Annotated in this window: 20 protein-coding genes; 6 read left to right on the forward strand and 14 right to left on the reverse strand. The window is 66.1% G+C overall.

What is annotated here, in order from left to right; all coding sequences use genetic code 11:
• Positions 1–102 precede the first annotated feature (102 nt).
• Positions 103–645, forward strand: a complete 543-nt coding sequence (locus tag MTR64_RS18090) for a GNAT family N-acetyltransferase (RefSeq protein WP_243995945.1) — start codon at positions 103–105, stop codon at positions 643–645.
• Positions 646–652: 7 nt separating this feature from the next.
• On the opposite strand, the gene MTR64_RS18095 is transcribed toward MTR64_RS18090, so the two are convergent.
• From MTR64_RS18095 to rpe, 6 genes are all read right to left on the reverse strand, one after another.
• Complete coding sequence (locus tag MTR64_RS18095; protein ID WP_243995905.1) at positions 653–1,114, reverse strand: Fur family transcriptional regulator; 462 nt, start codon at positions 1,112–1,114, stop codon at positions 653–655.
• A gap of 47 nt (positions 1,115–1,161) precedes the next feature.
• Positions 1,162–1,311, reverse strand: a complete 150-nt coding sequence (locus MTR64_RS18100; protein WP_243995906.1) for a hypothetical protein — start codon at positions 1,309–1,311, stop codon at positions 1,162–1,164.
• A gap of 150 nt (positions 1,312–1,461) precedes the next feature.
• Entirely contained in the window at positions 1,462–3,054 is a 1,593-nt protein-coding gene (gene purH / locus MTR64_RS18105) for a bifunctional phosphoribosylaminoimidazolecarboxamide formyltransferase/IMP cyclohydrolase (protein ID WP_243995907.1), read from the reverse strand.
• 104 nt (positions 3,055–3,158) lie between these two features.
• Positions 3,159–3,950, reverse strand: coding sequence for an alpha/beta fold hydrolase (locus MTR64_RS18110; protein ID WP_243995908.1), 792 nt, complete (start codon positions 3,948–3,950; stop codon positions 3,159–3,161).
• A gap of 100 nt (positions 3,951–4,050) precedes the next feature.
• Entirely contained in the window at positions 4,051–5,838 is a 1,788-nt protein-coding gene (locus MTR64_RS18115; RefSeq protein WP_419144964.1) for a heparinase II/III family protein, read from the reverse strand.
• Between the two features lie 93 nt (positions 5,839–5,931).
• Positions 5,932–6,594 carry a ribulose-phosphate 3-epimerase gene (gene rpe, locus MTR64_RS18120; RefSeq protein ID WP_243995910.1) on the reverse strand — a complete coding sequence of 221 codons (663 nt, stop codon included), beginning with the start codon at positions 6,592–6,594 and terminating at the stop codon, positions 5,932–5,934.
• A gap of 400 nt (positions 6,595–6,994) precedes the next feature.
• Here rpe and MTR64_RS18125 point away from each other — a divergent pair, with 400 nt between their 5' ends.
• On the forward strand, positions 6,995–7,444 hold the full coding sequence (locus tag MTR64_RS18125; protein WP_243995946.1) for a DUF2141 domain-containing protein: 450 nt from the start codon (positions 6,995–6,997) through the stop codon (positions 7,442–7,444).
• A 106-nt stretch (positions 7,445–7,550) separates the two neighbouring features.
• Here the strand turns inward: MTR64_RS18125 and MTR64_RS18130 are convergent, their stop codons facing one another.
• The 4 genes from MTR64_RS18130 to MTR64_RS18145 all read right to left on the reverse strand — a co-directional run bounded on the left by MTR64_RS18130 (position 7,551) and on the right by MTR64_RS18145 (position 11,508).
• Complete coding sequence (locus tag MTR64_RS18130; protein ID WP_243995911.1) at positions 7,551–8,567, reverse strand: D-cysteine desulfhydrase family protein; 1,017 nt, start codon at positions 8,565–8,567, stop codon at positions 7,551–7,553.
• A 141-nt stretch (positions 8,568–8,708) separates the two neighbouring features.
• Positions 8,709–9,485: a nucleotidyltransferase family protein gene (locus tag MTR64_RS18135; protein ID WP_243995912.1), complete on the reverse strand. Its 777-nt coding sequence runs from the start codon at positions 9,483–9,485 to the stop codon at positions 8,709–8,711.
• Positions 9,482–10,405, reverse strand: coding sequence for a hypothetical protein (locus tag MTR64_RS18140; protein WP_243995913.1), 924 nt, complete (start codon positions 10,403–10,405; stop codon positions 9,482–9,484). Before MTR64_RS18140 ends, MTR64_RS18135 begins: the two co-directional genes overlap by 4 nt.
• Before the next feature lie 53 nt (positions 10,406–10,458).
• Positions 10,459–11,508 carry a diacylglycerol/lipid kinase family protein gene (locus tag MTR64_RS18145; RefSeq protein ID WP_243995914.1) on the reverse strand — a complete coding sequence of 350 codons (1,050 nt, stop codon included), beginning with the start codon at positions 11,506–11,508 and terminating at the stop codon, positions 10,459–10,461.
• Positions 11,509–11,658: 150 nt separating this feature from the next.
• On the opposite strand from MTR64_RS18145, the gene MTR64_RS18150 reads away from it, so the two are divergent.
• Positions 11,659–12,807 (forward strand): CDP-alcohol phosphatidyltransferase family protein, encoded by a 1,149-nt coding sequence (locus tag MTR64_RS18150; RefSeq protein WP_243995915.1) that lies wholly within the window; start codon positions 11,659–11,661, stop codon positions 12,805–12,807.
• 16 nt (positions 12,808–12,823) lie between these two features.
• Positions 12,824–13,252 carry an HIT family protein gene (locus MTR64_RS18155; protein ID WP_243995916.1) on the forward strand — a complete coding sequence of 143 codons (429 nt, stop codon included), beginning with the start codon at positions 12,824–12,826 and terminating at the stop codon, positions 13,250–13,252.
• 4 nt (positions 13,253–13,256) lie between these two features.
• On the opposite strand, the gene MTR64_RS18160 is transcribed toward MTR64_RS18155, so the two are convergent.
• From MTR64_RS18160 to MTR64_RS18175, 4 genes are read right to left on the reverse strand one after another with little or no spacing between them, the layout of a single operon-like run.
• A complete protein-coding gene (locus MTR64_RS18160; protein ID WP_243995917.1) occupies positions 13,257–13,910 on the reverse strand; it encodes a DsbA family protein in 654 nt (217 codons plus the stop codon).
• On the reverse strand, positions 13,907–14,710 hold the full coding sequence (locus MTR64_RS18165) for a prolipoprotein diacylglyceryl transferase family protein (RefSeq protein ID WP_243995918.1): 804 nt from the start codon (positions 14,708–14,710) through the stop codon (positions 13,907–13,909). Before MTR64_RS18165 ends, MTR64_RS18160 begins: the two co-directional genes overlap by 4 nt.
• Before the next feature lie 4 nt (positions 14,711–14,714).
• A complete protein-coding gene (locus tag MTR64_RS18170; protein WP_243995919.1) occupies positions 14,715–15,953 on the reverse strand; it encodes an MFS transporter in 1,239 nt (412 codons plus the stop codon).
• Positions 15,950–16,708: a sugar phosphate nucleotidyltransferase gene (locus MTR64_RS18175; protein WP_243995920.1), complete on the reverse strand. Its 759-nt coding sequence runs from the start codon at positions 16,706–16,708 to the stop codon at positions 15,950–15,952. The genes MTR64_RS18170 and MTR64_RS18175 overlap by 4 nt, the downstream gene beginning before the upstream one ends.
• Positions 16,709–16,859: 151 nt before the next feature.
• Here MTR64_RS18175 and MTR64_RS18180 point away from each other — a divergent pair, with 151 nt between their 5' ends.
• Both MTR64_RS18180 and MTR64_RS18185 read left to right on the forward strand, forming a co-directional pair.
• Positions 16,860–18,221: a lipopolysaccharide biosynthesis protein gene (locus MTR64_RS18180; RefSeq protein WP_243995921.1), complete on the forward strand. Its 1,362-nt coding sequence runs from the start codon at positions 16,860–16,862 to the stop codon at positions 18,219–18,221.
• Positions 18,222–18,241: 20 nt separating this feature from the next.
• On the forward strand, positions 18,242–19,462 hold the full coding sequence (locus tag MTR64_RS18185) for a M20 metallopeptidase family protein (protein WP_243995922.1): 1,221 nt from the start codon (positions 18,242–18,244) through the stop codon (positions 19,460–19,462).
• The last annotated feature ends 14 nt before the right edge of the window (positions 19,463–19,476 follow it).

Genomic DNA, 19,476 nt, shown 5'->3' on the forward strand with positions numbered 1-19,476 from the left:
TCGAGGCCTTACACGCTTGTGACTTTCATGTCGATTGACAGTAACGGTCTTGTCTGAACACCGCAGAGGCGCAAGATGACGACGCAGTATTCTCATCAGATCATGCCATCAGGAGGCCGCTTGAATATCCGTCCCGCAACCGAATCCGACCTGCCGGAGCTTCTCAGGATCATGGAGGCCTCAATCTCGGGCCTGCAGGCGGGCTTCCTCAGCCCCGAGCAGATCGTCTCGAGCCGGGCCGTCATGGGCCTCGACCGGCAGCTGGTTGCGGACGGAACCTATTTCGTGGTGGAGCTCGATGGCACGATTGCCGGGTGCGGCGGCTGGAGCCGGCGCGCGACGCTCTATGGCGGCGATCACAGCACCGGGCTGCGCGAGCCGCGCCTGCTCGATCCAGAGACCGAGCCCGCGCGGGTCCGGGCGATGTACACCGATCCCGCATTCGCCCGACGCGGCGTAGGCCGGGCGCTGCTGGCCCATTGCGAAGCCGTGGCACGGGCCGAGGGCTTTTCGGCGGTGGAACTCATGGGCACCGCCGCGGGTCAGCCGCTCTATGAGGCCGCAGGCTATGTCGTGATCGAGCGAATCGAGGATGACCGGGGCGGTGCCCCGGTGCCGCTGGCGCGCATGCGCAAGGCGCTGTGAAGCCGTCCTAGCTGCAGTCCGCGCAGATTCCGCGCAGTTCCACCACCGGGCGCACGTCGGCGAAACCGGCGTCGCGCGCGGCGCCGATCAGGGCGCCGGTGAGGCGGTCGTCGTCGATATGGATGGCCTTGCCGCAGGAATCGCAGATCAGGAAGATGCAGTCGTGGCGGCAGCCGGGATGGCTGTTGGCCAGATATGCGTTTGCGCTCTCCACCCGGCGCGCGAGGTTGGTGCGGACGAACAGGTCGAGGATGCGGTAGACAGAATTGGGTGCCACCCTCTTGCCGCGCAGTGCCGATACGCTTTCGGCAAGGTCATAGGCGGAAGCCGGGCATTCGCGTTCGGCCAGTGCCGCAAAGACGTCGGCGCGCATGTCGGTCCATTGTTCGCCTGATTCCTGAAGAGCCAGACGGGCTGCCTTGACCAGGCTGTCGCCGTGATGTTCGTGATGGACGTGAGAACCTGACATGCCCGCCAATATGGGGCGTCAGGGCATCGGGCGCAATCGCTGGAGGATCAGTGGGCCGTTTCAGCCTGTGCCGGCGGCACGATATTATCCGCAAGGTTCGTGTGGCCGCCGGAACCCATCACGCCGAACACCAGCAGCGCGCCACCGGCAAAGCCAAGTGCGAAGAAGCGGTAGAAGTCGGCTTTGAAAAGTCCCATGGCGTGCGTTGCGATCCCGGTCGGTTGTGCGGTTTGTGTCGCCCAAATGACGTTTTGCGCCTTTCCGTCCAGTGAACATTCCGCTGCATTGCATCATTCTGCGATGAGCGGTGGGCGGGCTGCGATGAACCGCCTGCCCATCATGCAACCTCAGTGGCGAAAGTGGCGCATTCCAGTGAAGACCATGGCGAGTCCCGCCTCGTTCGCCGCCTTGATCACTTCGTCGTCACGGATCGAACCACCCGGCTGGATCACGGCGGTGGCCCCTGCTTCGGCAGCGGCCAGAAGTCCATCGGCGAAGGGGAAGAAGGCATCCGAGGCGACGGCGCTGCCGACGGTGCGCGGCTGGTCCCAGCCAAACTTTTCGGCGGCCTCGGCGGCCTTCATCGCGGCGATGCGCGAGGAATCGCGGCGGTTCATCTGGCCCGCACCAATCCCGGCGGTGACGCCGTCCTTGGCATAGACGATGGCGTTAGACTTCACATGGCGCGCGACGGTCCAGGCGAACAGGCAGTCCTGCAGTTCCTGATCGGTCGGCGCGCGTTCGGTCACGACCTTGAGATCGTCGAAGCCGATGGCGCCGTTGTCGCGGCCCTGTACCAGCAGCCCGCCGGTGATCGGCTTGACGTTGAGACCGCCGCGGCGCGGATCGGGCAGGCTGCCGGTGAGCAGCAGGCGCAGGTTCTTCTTCTTGGCGAAGAATTCGCGCGCTTCCTCGTCCGCATCGGGGGCGACGACGACTTCGGTGAAGATCTTGCAGATCGCCTCGGCGGTGGGGCCGTCGAGCGTCTGGTTGACGGCAATGATGCCACCGAAGGCCGACACGTCGTCACAGGCCAGCGCGCCTTCCCACGCGCCCAGAAGCGTGTCGCCCTGTGCGACGCCGCAGGGGTTGGCGTGCTTGACGATCACGACCGCCGGCTGCTGGCCCTTGAACTCGGCGACGAGTTCGAAGGCGGCATCCGCGTCGTTGTAGTTGTTGTAGGACAGTTCCTTGCCCTGCACCTGCTCGGCCTGGGCCAGACCCTTGGTGTAGGGGCCGACCGGCGTGTAGAGCGCGGCCTTCTGGTGCGGGTTCTCGCCGTAGCGCAGCTCGGTGACGAGGCGGCCGTTGACGGCCAGCATCTCCGGGAATTCCTGCCCCTGATCGGCGAAGGCGAACCACTGGCTGATCATGGAATCATAGGCGGCGGTCTGGGCGAAGGCGCGTGCGGCCATCAGCTTGCGGAAGCCCAGCGTGGTGCAGCCATTGGTCGCTTCCAGCTCGACCATCAGGCCTTCGTAGTCGCCGGGATCGGTGACGATGGTGACGTATGCGTGGTTCTTTGCCGCCGAGCGCACCATCGAGGGGCCGCCGATGTCGATGTTCTCGATGATCGTGTCGCGGTCCGCGCCCTTGGCGACGGTTGCCTCGAACGGGTAGAGGTTGACCACCACCAGATCGATCGCGCCGATTTCGTGTTCTGCCATGGCGGCGGCATGTTCGGGATTGTCGCGCACCGCGAGCAGGCCGCCGTGGACCTTGGGGTGCAGGGTCTTGACGCGGCCGTCCATCATCTCGGGGAAATTGGTGACGTCCGAGATGTCCTTCACCTCGAGTCCGGCTTCGCGCAGAGCCTTGGCGGTGCCGCCGGTCGAGACCAGTTCCACGCCGCGATCGGCCAGCATCTTGCCGAGCTCAGCCAGGCCCGTCTTGTCAGACACGGAAAGCAGGGCGCGGCGGATCTGGACGGAATCGGTCATGGGCGGGGTTCCTTCGCGAATTATCTTTGCGCGCGCCCTTAGGCCTGCCGGGGGGAGGGGGCAAGGGCAACGGCGTTGAATGCGCCGGTTTCCCGCCGTCGTGATCACAGAGCGGTGATGAAGTGCTCCACGGCCCGGGCAACGCCCCCGGGATCGGCGGTCGCCTGGAAATTGCCGCCGCCGGTTGTGACAACGCGGGCGTCCGGAAACAGCGCTGTGGCGCGGTTCAGATCCTTGTGGAAGTAGTCTTCCGAAGATGTCAGGAGCAGTACGGGGGCGTGCACGTGCGGGGCCAATGCCGGAGTGTCGGCATCGGCAACGGCCCGGTAGGCTTGCGGGCGTCCACGCCAGGCGCGCAGCATCGCCACAACCTCGCCATGTAGAAGTTCGGGCGCAACGTCCTGGTTGTATCCCGCGGCGTAGTTCCAGTTCAGCATCAGATGCGATCCGTCGCTCTGGGGGGTGAACGGCTCGCCGTGGCTGTTGCGGAATTCCGCACGTTCCTCGGGTGTCATCAGTTCGGCACCGGCGAGCATGATCGAGATCACCCGTCCGGGGTGCCGTGCCGCAAGCAGCATGGCGAGGCTCGATCCCGTGTGATGGCCAAAGGCGTGAAACCGCTCGATGTCCAGCGCGTCGAGGGCGGCGAGAAACCAGCCCGCATAGTCTTCAAGTGAAGGCCAGCCTTCGGGATCGAAGCTCCCGCCGAAGCCGGGCGTGTCCAGGGCAAGAAGGCGGTTCGGCAGTCGCAGTTCGGCCAGCAGGGGGTCGTAGCTCTGGGCCGAACAGGCCGTCTGGTGAAGGAATACGATGGGAGGTTCGCCGCCGGCGACTTCACGAATGTGCAATTGTCCTTCGGGCAGGTCTACGTAACGCTTGCGAATGCTATTGGCCATTTTCCGACCCTTCCGGTTTTCCGGTTCAGGATGGTGTCATCGGTGGGGCGGGACCATGCAGGAACGGGACACTGTCCGTGGGTTGGATAGTGCCCGGCCGTCAGCTCATCTTCTTGAGCAGCCAGCCGAAGTTGCCGCCTCCGCGCGAGACGAGGCCCTGTATCACCAGTTGCTGTGTCGCCTGCGGGCGCCCTTGTCCGTCAACCCAGAGCGAATCCTCGATCGTCACTTCGCCTGCGCCACTGCGGAACTGCCAGTAGGAGCCGTCGGGCAGTGCCAGTCCGGCGCCCTGTCCATCGGCGGTGAGCGCCACGTCGGCATCGGGCGCTAAATGGAAACGGATCGCGAAGCCCACCTTGCCGCGCTTGCCCTTGCGGCCCGAAGGCAGCAGCAGGTCCTCGCCGCGCAGTTCGGTGCCGTCATCGCGCAGGATGAGGATGCGCTGGTGGGTGAGGCCATAGCGCGCGGCATAGCCGTTGTGGCTCGCCTCGATGCGCGTCGCGGTAGAGCCGTTGTCCTGTGGCAGGGTGCGGCGATCGACGTCGACCTCGCTGACCCCTGCGCCGATCATGCCGTTGATCAGGATCGCGGTGGAATTGGCATCGTCCAGCGTGAGCGTCGAATGCGCCGCCGTTGCGCGCAGGCCCTGCTCGAGCCGCACGGGAACAAGTCCGCCGCCGCTCGCCGCGCCGCCGCAGTTGACGATCACGCGGTGCCCGGCATGCGACAGCTCGAAAGCCAGCGTCGAGGCGCAGCCGTAGCGGGCGTGTTGCGGCATCGGCGGCGGCGAGGTGTCGAACTGCAGCACCGTCTTGTTGGCGAGCACGCGCTGGTAGCCCCACTGTCGCACGTCGCGAAGCGGGCGGGTGCGCACGCCGCTGGCGGAAACCAGCGTGCCGACTTCATCGCCATCGATGGCCCAGCCGCCCTGCCAGCAACCCAGCGAGCCGTCGCCGTGTGTCAGGGCCAGCAGCGGCGGCACCAGCATTTCGATGACGCGTTCGATCGATTCCGGCGGGTCACGGCGCGTGGCGTTGTAGCAATTGCGCAGGCGCACCAGCAGTGTGATCGCTTCCATCTGCGCGAGCGGGCTGCGCGAGAGCACGCCTCCGTCGTCGCCGATCGTTTCGCCCAGCGCCTTGATCAGCCCGGCCTCGCCATAAAGGCGGCGCGGGCGCCCGTCGGGCAGCAGCAAGCCGGCCGCGACGATGCCGCACCAGCCCGCGACTTCGGCAAGCCGGTCCTCGCCGCGCGTCACGTGGCGGTCGAGCCAGCGCGCGGTCGCGCCAATGTGCGTCAGCACGCGCGAGCGCAGCGATTTCTCGCCCGACAGGATCAGCGGCGCGTGGACCAGCCAGTTCATCAGCCGCATGCCGGTGTTGCCGACGCTCCACGCAGGGCCCTTGCCGGGCTTGGCTGGCGGTTCAGGGTTTGCCTGGAGCCATGCGGTGAGGATGCGTTCGGCCGTCGGCGCGCCCTGTTCGCGCGGGCCGCAGGCCTCGAGGTCGGTCAGCCAGGAGAACGAATGGACGACCTTTTCCAGCGGTGGCGTGACGCGCGCGGCGCCGGCATAGTCGACTTGCGCGATGGGAGTCTTGGCGCCGTGGACGAGGAAATGCCCGGCGCGCAGCGCGGTTCCGGCCACGCGATCTCCGGGCAGGGTATTGCTGACGGTCGCCAGCAGGCGCGTCTTCGTCTTCTTGCCCATCGGCGATGTGAGCATCGAGCCGGGGATGCCCATGCGATAGGCCATGCGGATCAGCCGTTCGCCGACATGGACCGAGGGCGGCGAGAAATCGGCGAGCGCGAGTTCGCGGCCGGTTTCAGGCTGTCCGGCGGGCGCTGCGCGGTCCGTATCCGTTCCGGTATCGTTCGCGCTCGTGCTCAAGACGCCCTCCTCAGCTGCCGTCGACAAGGGAATGGCCCGAGCCTGCTCGGGGTTCCTGGTCTTCGGCCGCTGGCGGGTCCTGACATTCACGGTTCAGTCCAGTCCCTTCAGCGTCTTGATGTTCGCCGCGTATTGCGAAGGGCCGCCGCGGAAGGTCGCCGATCCGGCCACCAGCACGTCGGCCCCCGCCGAAACGCATAGTGGCGCCGTTTTCGCATCGACGCCGCCATCGACTTCGAGCCGGATGTCGCGCCCCGACTTGTCGATCATCTTGCGTACCGCCTCGATCTTGCGCAGCTGGCTGGAGATGAAGCTCTGGCCGCCGAAGCCGGGGTTGACGCTCATCACCAGCACCAGGTCGATCTCGTCGATCAGGTAGTCGAGCATCTTGGCCGGGGTGGCCGGATTGAGCGAGATGCCTGCCTTCTTGCCGAGGTTCCTGATCGTCTGCACCGTGCGGTGGACGTGCGGCCCTGCTTCTGGATGAACAGTGATGATGTCGGCGCCTGCCTCGGCGAAGGCCTCGAGGTAGGTGTCCACCGGAGAGATCATCAGGTGCACGTCGAACGTCTTGGCCGAATGCGGCCGCAGCGCCTTCACCACGGCCGGGCCAATGGTGATGTTGGGCACGAAATGGCCGTCCATCACGTCGACATGGATCCAGTCTGCGCCGGCTTCGTCGACCGCGCGCACTTCCTCGCCGAGGCGCGCAAAATCGGCAGAGAGGATCGACGGGGAAATCAGGGGCACGGTCATGTCGGGAAATGAAACTCCTTGGGGTGCAAGAATAGGGCACCGCATCTTGTGCGGACAAGTTGTCAAGGCCGTGTTTTCCACACACACAATGCCTTGGAACTGCCGGGCTGCATACTATTTGGCCGCAGATGGAGCTGAGGGGGCGGTCGCAGTGCATCCTTGCTTTGCGCGCAACGCACAATTCAGTCGTCATTCACGGCGTGGGGCGCATTCGTTCGTTCGAGACAAAGGGCTTTTTCCATGCCGGCGCGTCCCGGTTTTCGTTCCGGGCAGCATGGCGGATCCCTTCGGTAAAGACTATGGACTGCATATGACCAAGCGTAATTCCGGCGCATCGTTTCGCCGAACTTTCCTGCGCCCGAAACGTGCTCTTGTAGCCGGGGTGGCGATCGTCGCGGCGATGGGGGGCGCAACCACGTCGCCGGCCATCGCGCAGTACCGCAACGAGATTCGCAACGACATGGGCCGCTGCACGGCCGGGTCCGGCCCGGCGGTGATGGTGACGGTGGACGGCATCAAGGCCTCGCAAGGGAACCTGCGTATCCAGACCTACCATGCGACCGCCGCCGAATGGCTGCACAAGGGCAAATGGCTCGCCCGCATCGAAGTGCCCGCGAAGGCCGGGACGATGACGTTCTGCCTGCCGGTTCCAGAGCCGGGCACTTACGGCGTGGCGGTGCGCCACGATCTCAACGGCAACGGCGATACCGACATCACCTCCGACGGCGGCGCGATGTCGAACAACCCCTCGATCAACATCTTCAACCTTGGCAAGCCCAGCTATACCAAGGTCGGCGTGCCGGTGGCGAACGGGGTCAAGTCGATCCGGGTGCAGATGAAGTATATGTGAGGTTTGCGCACGGTAACGTGGTTTCTGGTTTAGAAGCTGGCTTTCCTGTGCCGCCGAGTTGGCTGCCGGTCTGGTCAGCGCGTAAATTCAGTTTTCTCGGCTAGTATTAAGCGGTCGAGGCTATGGATGCCATCAACGCCGGGTAAGCAAAAATGCCGGGACCACCCCCGGTGTGTATCCAAACGACCGGCTCATCCTCTGCAAATTTTCTCTGCCTGGCCAAACCGATTAGCCCCGCTAGCGACTTTCCGGTGTAAACGGGGTCTAACGCCAAACCTTCAAGGCGTGCCGCCATCTGAATCGCTTCGCGCGTCGTCTTGTCCGAAGTACCATAGCTTCCGGCACTCCAATGCCGAGCCACCTCTACCAAATCGTCACGCCAGTCGTTGCATCCGAGCAGGGCCGCAACCTCTTTGCCGATCCGGCAAACATCGGCACTTACGCGTTCAGGCTGTGCGTCCACATCGATGCCAACAACCCGAGCCGGATGACCGAGTGCGAGCAGACCGCCTACCAATCCCGCCTGTGTGCCGGCACTGCCACTGGCATGCACTATCCATCGCACATTTGGGCAGGCGTTCACGATCTCTTCTGCTGCAAGGACATAACCAAGTGCGCCGAGCGCGTCCGATGCGCCATAAGGCACCAGGTACGGGTTTCGGCCCGCCTTTCGCAGGCTTTCGACAAGCCGTTGCAGCCCTGAGTTGCGGTCCTCGCTCCACTCGATCTCGTGAATGATCGCACCATAGAGCCGATCAAGCAGGATGTTGCCGCTTTCGCCATAAGCAGGCTCAGGCACGGAAACCCTGCCCCGCATGATGCCAAGATGACACTCGATGCCCAGTTTGGCACAGGCCGCCGCAACCTGCCGGGCAACGTTCGATTGCGCGACGCCGCCACAGACTATGCAGTCTGCGCGGACCTCGCGGGCAGCCGCCAGATCAAACTCCAGTTTGCGGACCTTATTTCCACCGAAGCCAAGCCCCGTGCAGTCGTCCCGCTTTACCCATAAGTTGCTCAGACCAATTGCCGCTCCCAACCGACCGAGCCGTTCCATCGGCGTCGGTAGATGGGCGAGTGCCACGCGGGGCAAATGGCGGATGCGGGAAAGCGGGTCAGTCATTTACGTTGTTTTCATCATAACGACTGTGGGGGCTACCTGCCACCTGCGTAAACAAGGGATATGTCCGCTCACCCCGACTTTCCGGTCATTCACTGTGTCGTCGGGTGCTATCGAATCCGGACGTCCAGTCATCCGCCAGACTCAGACCGCATTCCGTGCCGCGATAATCGCGCGGGCATCGGCGAGGTCCTGCGGCTTGTCGACATCGACAGCGGCAAGGCCGTCGCGGGCGGCTACCAGATGCGCCCTGATGCCGATGCGGTGGCCTAGCCCGGCGATGGCTTGTGTCAGAGTCAGGCGGCCCAGCGCATAGCTGGCGAGCATTCCCACGCCGAGCCGGGCAGCGATGCGCCAGGGTCGCTTGCGGTCGGCCTCGACCATCTTCCAGGTCTCGATTGCCGCGTTCGCCTTTTCGTGGACGAGCAGGAACAGATTGCAGCCCGACCACTGACCGTCGGCGAAGCGCAGGTAAGTGCGGCGGCTGCCGGGCATGGCTGCTTCGATTGCCTCGCGCCGGGCCAGGAGCACGGCGACGTCGGCGTCCCGCGGCGTGTCGGCCACGAAATCGCGGACCCATTCCGCACGCAGCAGCGCGTGATCGCTGGTGGTGATCAGCAGCGGCGCGCCGAGCTTTTCCAGTCCGATGGCGACGCTGGAGCTGGGGCCGCTGGCCGAGAGGAGGACTTCGCAGCCGAGGGCCCGGGCGTGGTCCATCACCTGCGGATCGGAAGCGGACACGGCGATCCGCTTGATTCCCGCTTCGCGCAGTGCCCCGGCGACGCGGGCGAGCATGGTCTGGCCCTCGATCGTGACGAGGGCCTTGTGCCACACGCCTTCGGACGCCGCGACAGGATCGGGCGGGCCGGGGCGGGAGCCCGCCAGTATGAGCGCGGAGGGCATCTGGGGCGCGGGCGTCATGCCGGGTGGTCCCCCGCCTTGCGCTGGCGCCAGACCTGCCAGAGCACGCCCGGCGCGGCGAGTACCGGGTGACGCTCCCGCCAGGGCGTCACTGCCACGGGCACGCCGGTGTGGCGCTCGATCTTCCATGCGGCATAGCGCGCGGCGCCGTCGAAGGTGGTCGAGGCCTTGAGCAGGCGCAGCACGTTGTAGGGCTTGCCCAGTCGCTGGCGGTGCTTCCACCAGCCGAGCAGGCGAGCGCGATTGGTGGGCGGCATGTCCGGGCGGATCGTGCTGCCCGAACCACGCGCGAAGTCCATGCCTCCGGCGATCAGCGCGAGCGGCAGAAGGCCGTCGAAGTGATCGCGGTTGGCGGCAAGGATCGAATCCTCGCGCCCGGCCTTCTCGACGCGGAATTCGGCGGCGTAGGTCGCGCGAAACAAGGCGCGCCAGTAGTCGTCGGGCGTGCCCGAGGCCGGACCGAGCGCAACCGCCAGCCGTGCGGCGGTGCAGGCGGCCTGCGCAACGGCATCAGCAATCGCCGCGCCTGCTTGGGCATCGCGTTCCCATGCCAGCGCGCAAGGCTGGACGAAGCGGGCCCAGATCGTCGTGTCGAGCAATTCTCCGGAAGCGGCGGCGCGGAAAGTCTCGAGCGCCATCGTCGCCACCTTGGCGCGCAGCGGCACGCCGTCGCAGGTCCATTCGTGATAGCTCACGCGCGGCCAGATCTTCTCGTGCTGCGGCCCTTGTGTCAGCACATAGAAATCGAGCACGCCTTCGAGCGAACCGGTGCGCAGGTTGGAGCCGTAGAACAGCACGCCCAGCGCATCGACCGGCGCCAGCCGCTCGGCAAAGGCGCGTACCGCGAGCTCCACCGGGCGTTCGAGCGCAGTGGCAATGCGCGCCGCCAGCGTTCCTGAACTGTCGAGGTCCTCGCTCATGCCGCGATGCTCCTGCAGGGGCGCTTCGAAATCAAGCAACCCCGATGGAGAATTCAGGGGACGACGAAAGTCAGTTGCGGTCCCTCGTCGAGCACATACCGTCCTGCCGGGAAGGCTTCCCCGTCGAGGATGAACGGTCCGCCGATGTCGAGGTCGAGGTCGCTGGCGTGGAAGCGTTGTGCGCCCTTGCGGGTCATGACTTTGCCGTAGAGGCCGAACAGCACCAGCGGCAGCAGTGCCATCAGCCAGCGCACCGGCCAGTCGATCACCGCCATCTTGAGGCCCGGCGCCGGATCGCGGCCGAAGGGGCGTGCGCCCAGCGGGAACTTCTCGAACGTGGTGGCGACCGTCAGGAATCGCTCGTCCTCGCGGCCGGGGCCGGGATGCGGCAGTTCGCGGCCGGTCTCACGGTTGGTGATGCGGGTGGGCGTGCACTTGCGCCAGGGATTGCCGGTGCGGCCGAACAGCGTCTGGGCAATGCCCCACAGGACCGTCAGTCCCACGGCGAAGCTGTTGAATGCGCCGCGGCGGTGGGCTTCCTGCCCGGCTTCGGTCGCGATCGCGAAAGCCCCGGTGCCGAGGATGAAACCCTGCACGCAGCGACCCTCGGCATCCCCTTCGGCGGGCGTAATGCGCAAGGGGCGGCGGGTCTGGGTATAACCCCGGTGCGCCGCGGCGAGGGCTTCGGCCAGCGACCAGTGATTGGGCAGCCCCAGATCGACGGTGAGCGCATTGGTCTTGCCCTTGGGCAGCACGATCAGCGCGGGCCAGTCTTCGCCGAACACGTCCGAACCGCACGACAATACGTCACGAACGGTACCGTCGCCGCCGTCGATGACCAGATAGTCGATCCCGCGGCGCGCGAAGCCGGCGAGCGTGTGGTAGAGATCCTCACGTGTCCGGGGCGTTTCGGTCAGGATGTTGGAGCATTCCGCCATTTCCGGCGCCAGCCCCTTGTTGCGGTGGCTGCGGGGATTGCGGACGATACCGACGAGCGGGACCGCCCGTCCGCGGCGCGCAGGCCGGGAGGGGCTGGACTTGCCGGACGGGCTGGACTTGCCGAAGCCCGGCAGCGTTTCAAATTCGTAAATGGTTCCGTGCACGGGCGCCTATGTAGTGTCAGCCGCCCGCAAAATCACCAAGAAATGCTAGCTGACACATTAATGTTACAGTTGTGTGGCGGCTGTGGCGCTCCTGCCACGTTCGGCGCCCCCCGATTGCCAGTCTCGCACACCTGGATTACGGCGCCGTCCATGGACAGTACTACCCCCACGCCGGCCGACGCCCTGCCAGTCGTTACTCTTGGCGAGAATTCCGTCAAACTCTGGGGGCTGACGATGGCCGAGCGCAATGGCCGGATCGCCCGCGCATCGAAGCTCACACCGTCCCCGTCCGTGCCGCAAGGCCCCGCGATTCTTTCGAACGCTGCGCATGCCTGGGACCCGGCGTGGTTTCGCCACATCGTGACCCAGCCGGGCATGGTGCTCACGCTGGGGGGCGTCCCCGCGCTGGCCCATGCCGCCGATGCCGGGCAAGCTGCCCGAATCGCGCAGGCCATGACCGCGGACACGCCGCTTACCGATGGCACCGGCCTCACCGTGGTCGCCTTCGAGAGCGGGCCGACGATCGAGAACAAGCAGTTGCGCAAGCGCGAGACGCCGTTCCTGATGGCGCTGACGCCAGGCTCGGTGCGGGCGATCGAGCGCGCCAGCTATTTCGGCGCCTACAAGGGCGTGACCGACCTGCTTACCAAATACCTCTGGCCCGAATGGGCACTGGTGCTCACGCGCATCTGCGCGAAGCTGCACATCACGCCCAACATGGTGACGACCGTGGGCGCAGTGTTCTGCGTGGTGGCGACGGTGCTGTTTGCCTATGGGCACTACTGGGCTGGCATGGCGACGGGGCTCGTGTTCATGGTGCTCGATACCGTCGACGGCAAGCTCGCGCGGTGCACGATCACCTCCTCGCACTGGGGCAATATCTTCGACCACGGCATGGACCTCGTCCATCCGCCGTTCTGGTGGTACTTCTGGGCGACCGGCCTCGCGTTCTGGGGGCTGGAGTATGACACCGCCACGTTCTGGTGGGTGCAGGGGGCGATCCAGGGCGGCTATGTCGTCCAGCGCCTGATCGAGGGTGTGTTCATGCGCCAGAACGGCATGATGCACATCCACGTCTGGCGCCGGTTCGACAGCCGGTTTCGCCTGATCACCGCGCGGCGCAATCCGAACATGGTGATCCTCTTCGTCGCGATGCTGTTCGCGCGGCCCGATCTGGGCCTGATCGCGGTGGCATGGTGGACGGCGCTGTCGTGCCTGATCCACGCCGTGCGCCTGGTCCAGGCCTGGATGGTGCGGGCGCGTGGCGGTACGATCAGTTCGTGGCTGTCGGAAGACTGAGCAAGGGAGAGCAGCGATGAACGTGACCATGGAGAAGTTCGGCTACCCGGCTACGCTGGTGGCTGAATTCGATCACTGGGTGGTGCTCGCCCGTCCGGCCCAGCCGACGCTCGGTTCGCTGGTGCTGGCCGCGAAGTCGGATGCGATCGCCTTTTCCGACCTGCCTGCAAAAGCCCATGCCGAACTCAAGCAGGCCACGACCGCGATCGAGCGCGCGCTGGGTGCGGCGGTGGACTATGCCAGGCTCAACTACCTGATGCTGATGATGGTCGACCCGAACGTGCACTTCCACGTTATCCCGCGCTACGAGGGGGCGCGTGATTGGCAGGGACGCGAATTCGTCGATGTGGGCTGGCCCAAGGTTCCCGATCTCGGCCATGCCGTGGCGCTGCAAGGGGAAGATCTGGCCGCGCTGGTCAGCTGGCTGAAGGGTTACTTCGGCTGAGGGATCATTCCCCTCCGTCCTTGCGGACCCTTGCCACCGTTTTCTGCAGCGTCGCGAGATCGACGAGACCCGGGATCAGGTAGGAGCCGATCATCAGGCCGGGCGTTCCTTCCAGCCCCATGATGTCCGCATAGCGGAAGTTGCGCACGAGCAGGGCGTCGATCTCATCCTTGTGCGTCTTCATGTCGTTTTGCAGCCGGTTCCAGTCGATGCGAGCGGTGCGGGCGGCCTGCCGGATTGTCGGTTCATCCAGCCGCACCGGTACCTGCATGAGCGCGGCATGGAAGGCGGCGTGCTTGTTCTGGTACTGCGCGGCAATCGCGGCACGCGCGGCCAGCATCGATCCTGCCCCCTGCAGTGGCCAGTCGCGATAGACGACGCGCACTTTCGGGTCGGACCTGACCAGTGCATTGAGTGTGGTGTCGAAGCGGCGGCAATAGGGGCACTGGTAGTCCGAGAAGATCACCACGGTGACATCGCCGTCCTTCGCACCCGCCGTGGGTGCGAGCGGGTCGTTGCGAATCTGCGCGCGCAATTGCCGCGCTTCGGCGGACCGGGACTCGTTCCCGGCCTTTTGCGCCGGGGCTGCGGCCGGAGTCAGCGCTGCCGCGAGGGCGAAGCCCGCAATCAGGCAGGCGCGCAGGGCGGGGGAAATCATGGCGGGGTCCTTTCCAGAGCCTCGATCTGCGCCGTCAGTCCGGCGCGGGAAATCTCGCCGACGTGGCTGGACACGATCGTGCCCGACCTGTCGATGAACAATGTGGTGGGCAACGCCTGCGTTTCGAGGGCCTGAACTGCGTCGTGCGTGGGATCGGCCAGTACCCGATCGCCGGGCAGGCCCTGCTCGGAGAGGTAGTGCCGGATCGTGTCCATGTCCTCGCCTGCATTGGCAAGGAATACCGGCACGGCCGACGCGCGCGCCACGTCCGTGACCATTGGCATCTCGCGCCGGCACGGGCCGCACCAGCTGGCCCAGACGTTGAGCACGAAGGGCCTGTCGCGCAGGCTGTCGAGCGCCACCGGGCGCCCGTCCAGAGTGACGAGCGTCAATCCCGTCGGAAACGGGCGGGGGGCCGGGCGCAGCATTGGCATGGCCAGCTCCATGAAGAGCGCCAGCGCCGTGGCCGTGCCGCCCAGCACAATCGCAGCGCGCGACCGGCGCAGCATGACCGCGACCACCGCGAGGCCGGCCATGAGCCCCGGCCAGAGCGCAAAGCCGCCCTGCCATATCGCCAGAACCGACCAGGGCTCTGCCCGGAAGGCTTCGAAATGGAGAAGGACATAGGCCGCGCGGGCCGTCACCAGACCGGCCAGAAGCGCGCGCCAGGCCGTGGCATCCACGCGCGCCTGCGTCTGCCGGGCGAGGCGCCCCGCCACGAACAGGAACACGGCGATGCACACGACTGCCGCGAGCCTTTCGCTCGCCAGCATCAGCGGGCCGAGTGGGATCGAGGACACGGCCTTATGTACCGTCCGAAACGTGATCCGGGTGCCGGTATTCGGGCACGAACAGCACGATCAGTGCCGCCAGCGCGACGCAGGCGGGCATTGTCGCCAAAGCCAGCGTGAAATTGCCGCCGGTGGCATCAGCGAGAAAACCCACCAGCGGCTGGAACACCAGCGCCCCGGCAATGCCGATCATGTTCACGAAGGCGACCGTGGTGCCGGCGACGTCGTTCGCCATGCCTTCCTTGGCCATGGCGAAGGTCAGCATCTGGAAGCCGCCGAAGAAACCACCAGCCAGCAGCACCGCACCCTCGGTAAAGGCGGGCAGCGGCAGGTAGAGCACGGCCAGATAGGCCAGCGCCGTCAGCACGGCACCCCCCAGCACGAGATACTTGCGGTGGCCCAGCCGGTCGGAGAGCCAGCCACCGAACACGCTGCCCAGAGCCATGCCCCAGAACACCATCGAGACGATCGTTTCTGCCGTGATCTGGGCGCGGTGGTGATCGGTCACCAGTTCGGTGGTGCCCCACAGCCCGGCATAGACGTTGACTGGCAGATAATAGAGCATGCCCGTGACCGCGATGGCCCAGGCCCGGCCATTGCCCATCACCATGGCGAGGCTCTGGCGGACGTGTTCGACTGCACCGGTATCCGCCTCGCTCGCGGGCGAATGCGGCTCGCGCAGGAACAGCAGGGCTGCCACGAAAATGCCGAGTCCGGCGAGACCTGACCCGATGAATACGGTGCGCCATCCCGCCGTCCCGACGAGGTCCGAAAGCAGCACCGCACCGATCGCGGCGCCAACCATGCCGGTGGCGTTGACCGCGCCGGAGAGCAGCGCAAAGCGTTCTGGCGCGAACCAGTGGTTCACCAGCCAGAGCGCCGAGACGAAGGCGAAGGACGCGCCGAATCCGGTCAGCACCCGGCCTGCCGCCGCTACGCCTGCCACACTGGTTGCGGCGAAGAGGAGCACACCCGCCGCGCAGCACAGGCTCCCGCCGACAATGAATTTGCGCGCGCCGAAGCGGTCGAGCAGCAGCCCGACGACGATCTGCATCGGCGCGTAGATCCAGAAGAACAGGCTGGAGAGCGTGCCGAAGCCGGACTTCGTAAGTCCGAAGAAGCTGGCGATCGCGGTGGTGTCGAGGCTGGGTTCGATTCGGGCGACGAACTCGAAAAGGAAAAAGCCCGAGCCGATGACGAAGGCGATCCAGGCCGCCCGCGTTGCCGCTAGCTGGCCTGGGGCGGCCGTCATGCCCAGGTGTCGGTCAGCTTCGTCGCGATCTCGATATCGTTGAGGAAATCGACCTCGGCCCAGTCAAGCCCCTCGATCGAGACAGTGCCCACCTTGCCGGTGGGCGCGATCGAATCGATGACCTTGAGATACCAGTGCTGCACGCCTTCGGGCGTGCGCATCGCCTGCCGCACGGTTTCGCGGAACAGGTCCGCGCCTTCGCCGCGAAAGGCGAGGAAACCGATCGATTCGGCGTTCGACTGCTGCGCGGTGAGGGTCTTGCCGATGTGGACGAGGCGGCCATCGGCCTCGCGCTCCACTTTCATGTCGTCGCTGTCGTAGCCGTCCGGCTTGACGTCCACGGTCACGGCAACCGGCCACGGCTTCCCGTTCGAATCCTTGGCACCTTGCTGCACCTTGCGGACGATATCCTCGGAGATGAGCGTATCGCCGTTGAGGATCAGGAAGTCGCCGCGCATCGCTTCGCGGGCGATCCAGCACGAGCCGAGGTTGTCGGCGACCTTGTAGAAGGGATTGAAGCGCACCGTGATCTCGACGCGGGGATCGGTGATCGCGTTCAGGTGCTCTTCCAGCATGTCGGTCATGAAGCCGGTGACCACGTCGATCCGCTTCACGCCGCCGCGCGCGAGCATCTCCACCTGCCATTCGATCAGCGACTTGCCCGAGAAGTCGATGAGGCATTTGGGCCGCTCGGCGGTGAGTGGGAGCAGGCGCGAGCCCTGGCCGGCGCTGAGAAGGATGGCGTGTTCGATCATGATCCGGCTTTGCGTATCGTTGGGGGGAAACCGGGCCCTCTAGCCGCTGCGGCAGCAAAGGGAAAGGTCCGGGTGGCGGCTCCACTCGTTTCGCCGCAGGTCATCGCCTCAATCCTTGCAAGTGGAGGTTCCCTCGTCCAAATGCACCGCAATGTCCGCCAAACGCGACCGCCTTGAGAATGTTTCTCCCCTGGGGCGGATACTTCAGAACACGGCCTGGCTGCTTGGCGGCAAGGGATTCGGCGCGGTCTGCGGACTGCTCTATCTTGCGATTCTCACGCGCACGCTGGGGCTGAAGGACTTCGGCCACTTCTCGCTGATCTTCGGCACCGCGCAGGCTCTGATCGCCATTGCCGGGTTCCAGACCTGGCGCGTCGTTGTGCGCTACGGCAGCGAGCATGTCCATGCCGGGGAGTGGGACAAGTTCGGCCGGCTGGGGATGCTGTGCGGTCTGCTCGACGCGGCGGGTGCGGTGGCGGGCTGCGCGCTGGCGGCGGTGGTGATCTATGGCTTTTCCCATGTGCTCGATCTCAATCCCAACTATATCGACATGGCCTTCTGGTTCAGCTGCGCCTCGCTTTGGGCGCTGGTCTCCGCACCGACCGGGATCGTGCGCGCGCTGCACCGGTTCGACATGGCGGTCTATGTCGAGGCTGTGGTGCCCACCGGACGCCTGATCGCGGCGGTGGTGATCTGGCTGACCGGGCCATCGGTGGGCCGCTTCCTGTTCGCATGGGCTGCGATCGATATTCTCGAATCGGTACTTTACTGGATCATGGCGCGGCGGCTGTGTCCGCAGGCCGTGCGTCCCGGCAATCTCTTCAAGTGGCGCCTCGCGCTCAGGGAAAACCCCGGCGTCGGGCACTTCTTCTGGGTGACCTATGCCGGGGCGACGATCGATGCGACGATGAAGAACGGGCCGCTGCTCGTCGTCGGCGGCTGGGTCGGCACCCGCGCGGCGGGTCTCTACCGCCTTGCCTCGCAGCTCTCGCAGGCGCTGAGCAAGCTCTCCACGCTGCTGACCCGCTCGGTCTATGCGGAAGTGGCGCGTGTGCGCGTCTCTTCCGAAGCTGCCGAGTTTCGCAAGCTGGCGCTGCAGACGAGCGCGATCGCCGGGCTCGCCGGGCTGGCCGTGGTCGGGGTGGCGCTGGTGGCCGGCAGGCAGCTGCTCGCGCTGATCGGCGGTGAAGCCTTCGAAGGTGGCGCGGCGATTCTCGTGCCGCTCGCCATTGCTGCCAGCTTCGACCTTGCCAGCGTCGCCTTCGAGCCGGTGCTTCATTCCACCGGACGCGCCCGGCTTTCGCTGACCGCGCGGCTGATGGCGGTGGCAGCGCTCGCCGTGGGGCTGGTCCTGTTCATTCCCGTTGGCCCGAGCGGGGCGGCCTGGGCGGTCGCCCTGGCGGGCGGGGTGTCCTATGTCGCGATGGGCGTGATGGCCTGGCGCACGCTGCAGAAGATCGAGCGGGAGGAGATTGTCCCGATCGTCGAGGAACCCGGCTCGACAGACGCCTGAGGCCGTCTATCATGGCAGCCATGTCCCCGACTCTCGTTGCCGAAGCCGCCTCCCTTTCAGACCGCATCGTTGCCCTTCGCCGGGCCATCCATGCCGAACCCGAGATCGGGCTGCATACCCCGAAGACGCGCGACAAGGTGCGCGCGGCGCTGGCCCACCTGCCGCTCGAATGGCAGGAGGGGCCGTCCACCACCGGCATGGTCGCCACGCTGAAAGGCGGCGCGGGCGAGGGCCCCTGCGTGCTCCTTCGCGGAGACATGGACGCGCTGCCGATGCCCGAGGAAACCGGCCTGCCCTTCGCCTCGCAGGTTCCCGGCGCGATGCACGCCTGCGGGCACGATGCACACACCGCGATGCTGGCGGGCGCGGCCGAGATCCTCGCGCGACAGGCGGCAAGCCTGAAGGGCGAAGTCCGCTTCATGTTCCAGCCGGGCGAGGAAGGCTATCACGGCGCCCGCTTCATGCTGGAGGACGGACTGCTCGGCGGCGAGGGCTTCGGCCGTCCACTGCCAGACGCGGCTTTCGCGCTGCACGTTATGCCCAATGCCCCGCATGGCCTTGTCGGCGGACGTGCCGGAGCACTGCTCGCCGCCGCTGACCTGCTTGAGATCACGGTGACCGGGCGCGGCGGCCACGCCTCGATGCCTCACGACACGCTCGATCCGGTGCCGGTTGCCTGCGAGATCGTGAGCGCCATCCAGACCATGGTGGCGCGGCGCTACAGCGTGTTCGATCCGGTGGTCGTATCGATCTCGAAGATCGAGGCCGGCACTACGCACAACGTCGTGCCCGACACCGCGCGGATGACCGGCACGATGCGCACGCTCTCCGCCGTCAACCGCGCGCGGCTGAAGGAAGAGCTGCCGCTGCTCGTGGCAGGCATCGCGGGCGCCCATGGCCTCACCGCCGAGGTGACCATCCTCGAAGGCTTCCCCGTTACCCTGTGCGATGCGGGCGCTGTCGATTTCGGCGAGACGGTGGCGCACGACATGTTTGGAGAGCAGGCCTTCCTGCGCCTCGCCGATCCGATCATGGGCGCGGAGGACTTTGCCTACGTACTCGAAAAGGTGCCGGGCGCGATGTTCTTCCTTGGCGTCAGTCACGCGGGCGACGATTGGGCGCACTGCTGCGGCATCCACTCGACAAGGATGATGGTCGATGAAAGCGTGATGCCGCAGGGTGCGGCCTATCTGGCTGGGCTGGCCACCACCTTCCTGGCGCGCGGCTGGGACGGGGCCTGAACCGGGTCGCCCCG

The organism is Novosphingobium album (ex Hu et al. 2023) (genome assembly GCF_022832385.1).
Lineage (GTDB): Bacteria > Pseudomonadota > Alphaproteobacteria > Sphingomonadales > Sphingomonadaceae > Novosphingobium > Novosphingobium album.

Coding starts and splice junctions, on each gene's coding strand:
- MTR64_RS18090 (WP_243995945.1), top strand. CDS start 103: ATGCCATCAGGAGGCCGCTTGAATATCCGTCCCGCAACCGAATCCGAC.
- MTR64_RS18095 (WP_243995905.1), bottom strand. CDS start 1,114: ATGTCAGGTTCTCACGTCCATCACGAACATCACGGCGACAGCCTGGTC.
- MTR64_RS18100 (WP_243995906.1), bottom strand. CDS start 1,311: ATGGGACTTTTCAAAGCCGACTTCTACCGCTTCTTCGCACTTGGCTTT.
- purH (WP_243995907.1), bottom strand. CDS start 3,054: ATGACCGATTCCGTCCAGATCCGCCGCGCCCTGCTTTCCGTGTCTGAC.
- MTR64_RS18110 (WP_243995908.1), bottom strand. CDS start 3,950: ATGGCCAATAGCATTCGCAAGCGTTACGTAGACCTGCCCGAAGGACAA.
- rpe (WP_243995910.1), bottom strand. CDS start 6,594: ATGACCGTGCCCCTGATTTCCCCGTCGATCCTCTCTGCCGATTTTGCG.
- MTR64_RS18125 (WP_243995946.1), top strand. CDS start 6,995: ATGGGGGGCGCAACCACGTCGCCGGCCATCGCGCAGTACCGCAACGAG.
- MTR64_RS18130 (WP_243995911.1), bottom strand. CDS start 8,567: ATGACTGACCCGCTTTCCCGCATCCGCCATTTGCCCCGCGTGGCACTC.
- MTR64_RS18135 (WP_243995912.1), bottom strand. CDS start 9,485: ATGACGCCCGCGCCCCAGATGCCCTCCGCGCTCATACTGGCGGGCTCC.
- MTR64_RS18140 (WP_243995913.1), bottom strand. CDS start 10,405: ATGAGCGAGGACCTCGACAGTTCAGGAACGCTGGCGGCGCGCATTGCC.
- MTR64_RS18150 (WP_243995915.1), top strand. CDS start 11,659: ATGGACAGTACTACCCCCACGCCGGCCGACGCCCTGCCAGTCGTTACT.
- MTR64_RS18155 (WP_243995916.1), top strand. CDS start 12,824: ATGAACGTGACCATGGAGAAGTTCGGCTACCCGGCTACGCTGGTGGCT.
- MTR64_RS18160 (WP_243995917.1), bottom strand. CDS start 13,910: ATGATTTCCCCCGCCCTGCGCGCCTGCCTGATTGCGGGCTTCGCCCTC.
- MTR64_RS18170 (WP_243995919.1), bottom strand. CDS start 15,953: ATGACGGCCGCCCCAGGCCAGCTAGCGGCAACGCGGGCGGCCTGGATC.
- MTR64_RS18175 (WP_243995920.1), bottom strand. CDS start 16,708: ATGATCGAACACGCCATCCTTCTCAGCGCCGGCCAGGGCTCGCGCCTG.
- MTR64_RS18180 (WP_243995921.1), top strand. CDS start 16,860: ATGTCCGCCAAACGCGACCGCCTTGAGAATGTTTCTCCCCTGGGGCGG.
- MTR64_RS18185 (WP_243995922.1), top strand. CDS start 18,242: ATGTCCCCGACTCTCGTTGCCGAAGCCGCCTCCCTTTCAGACCGCATC.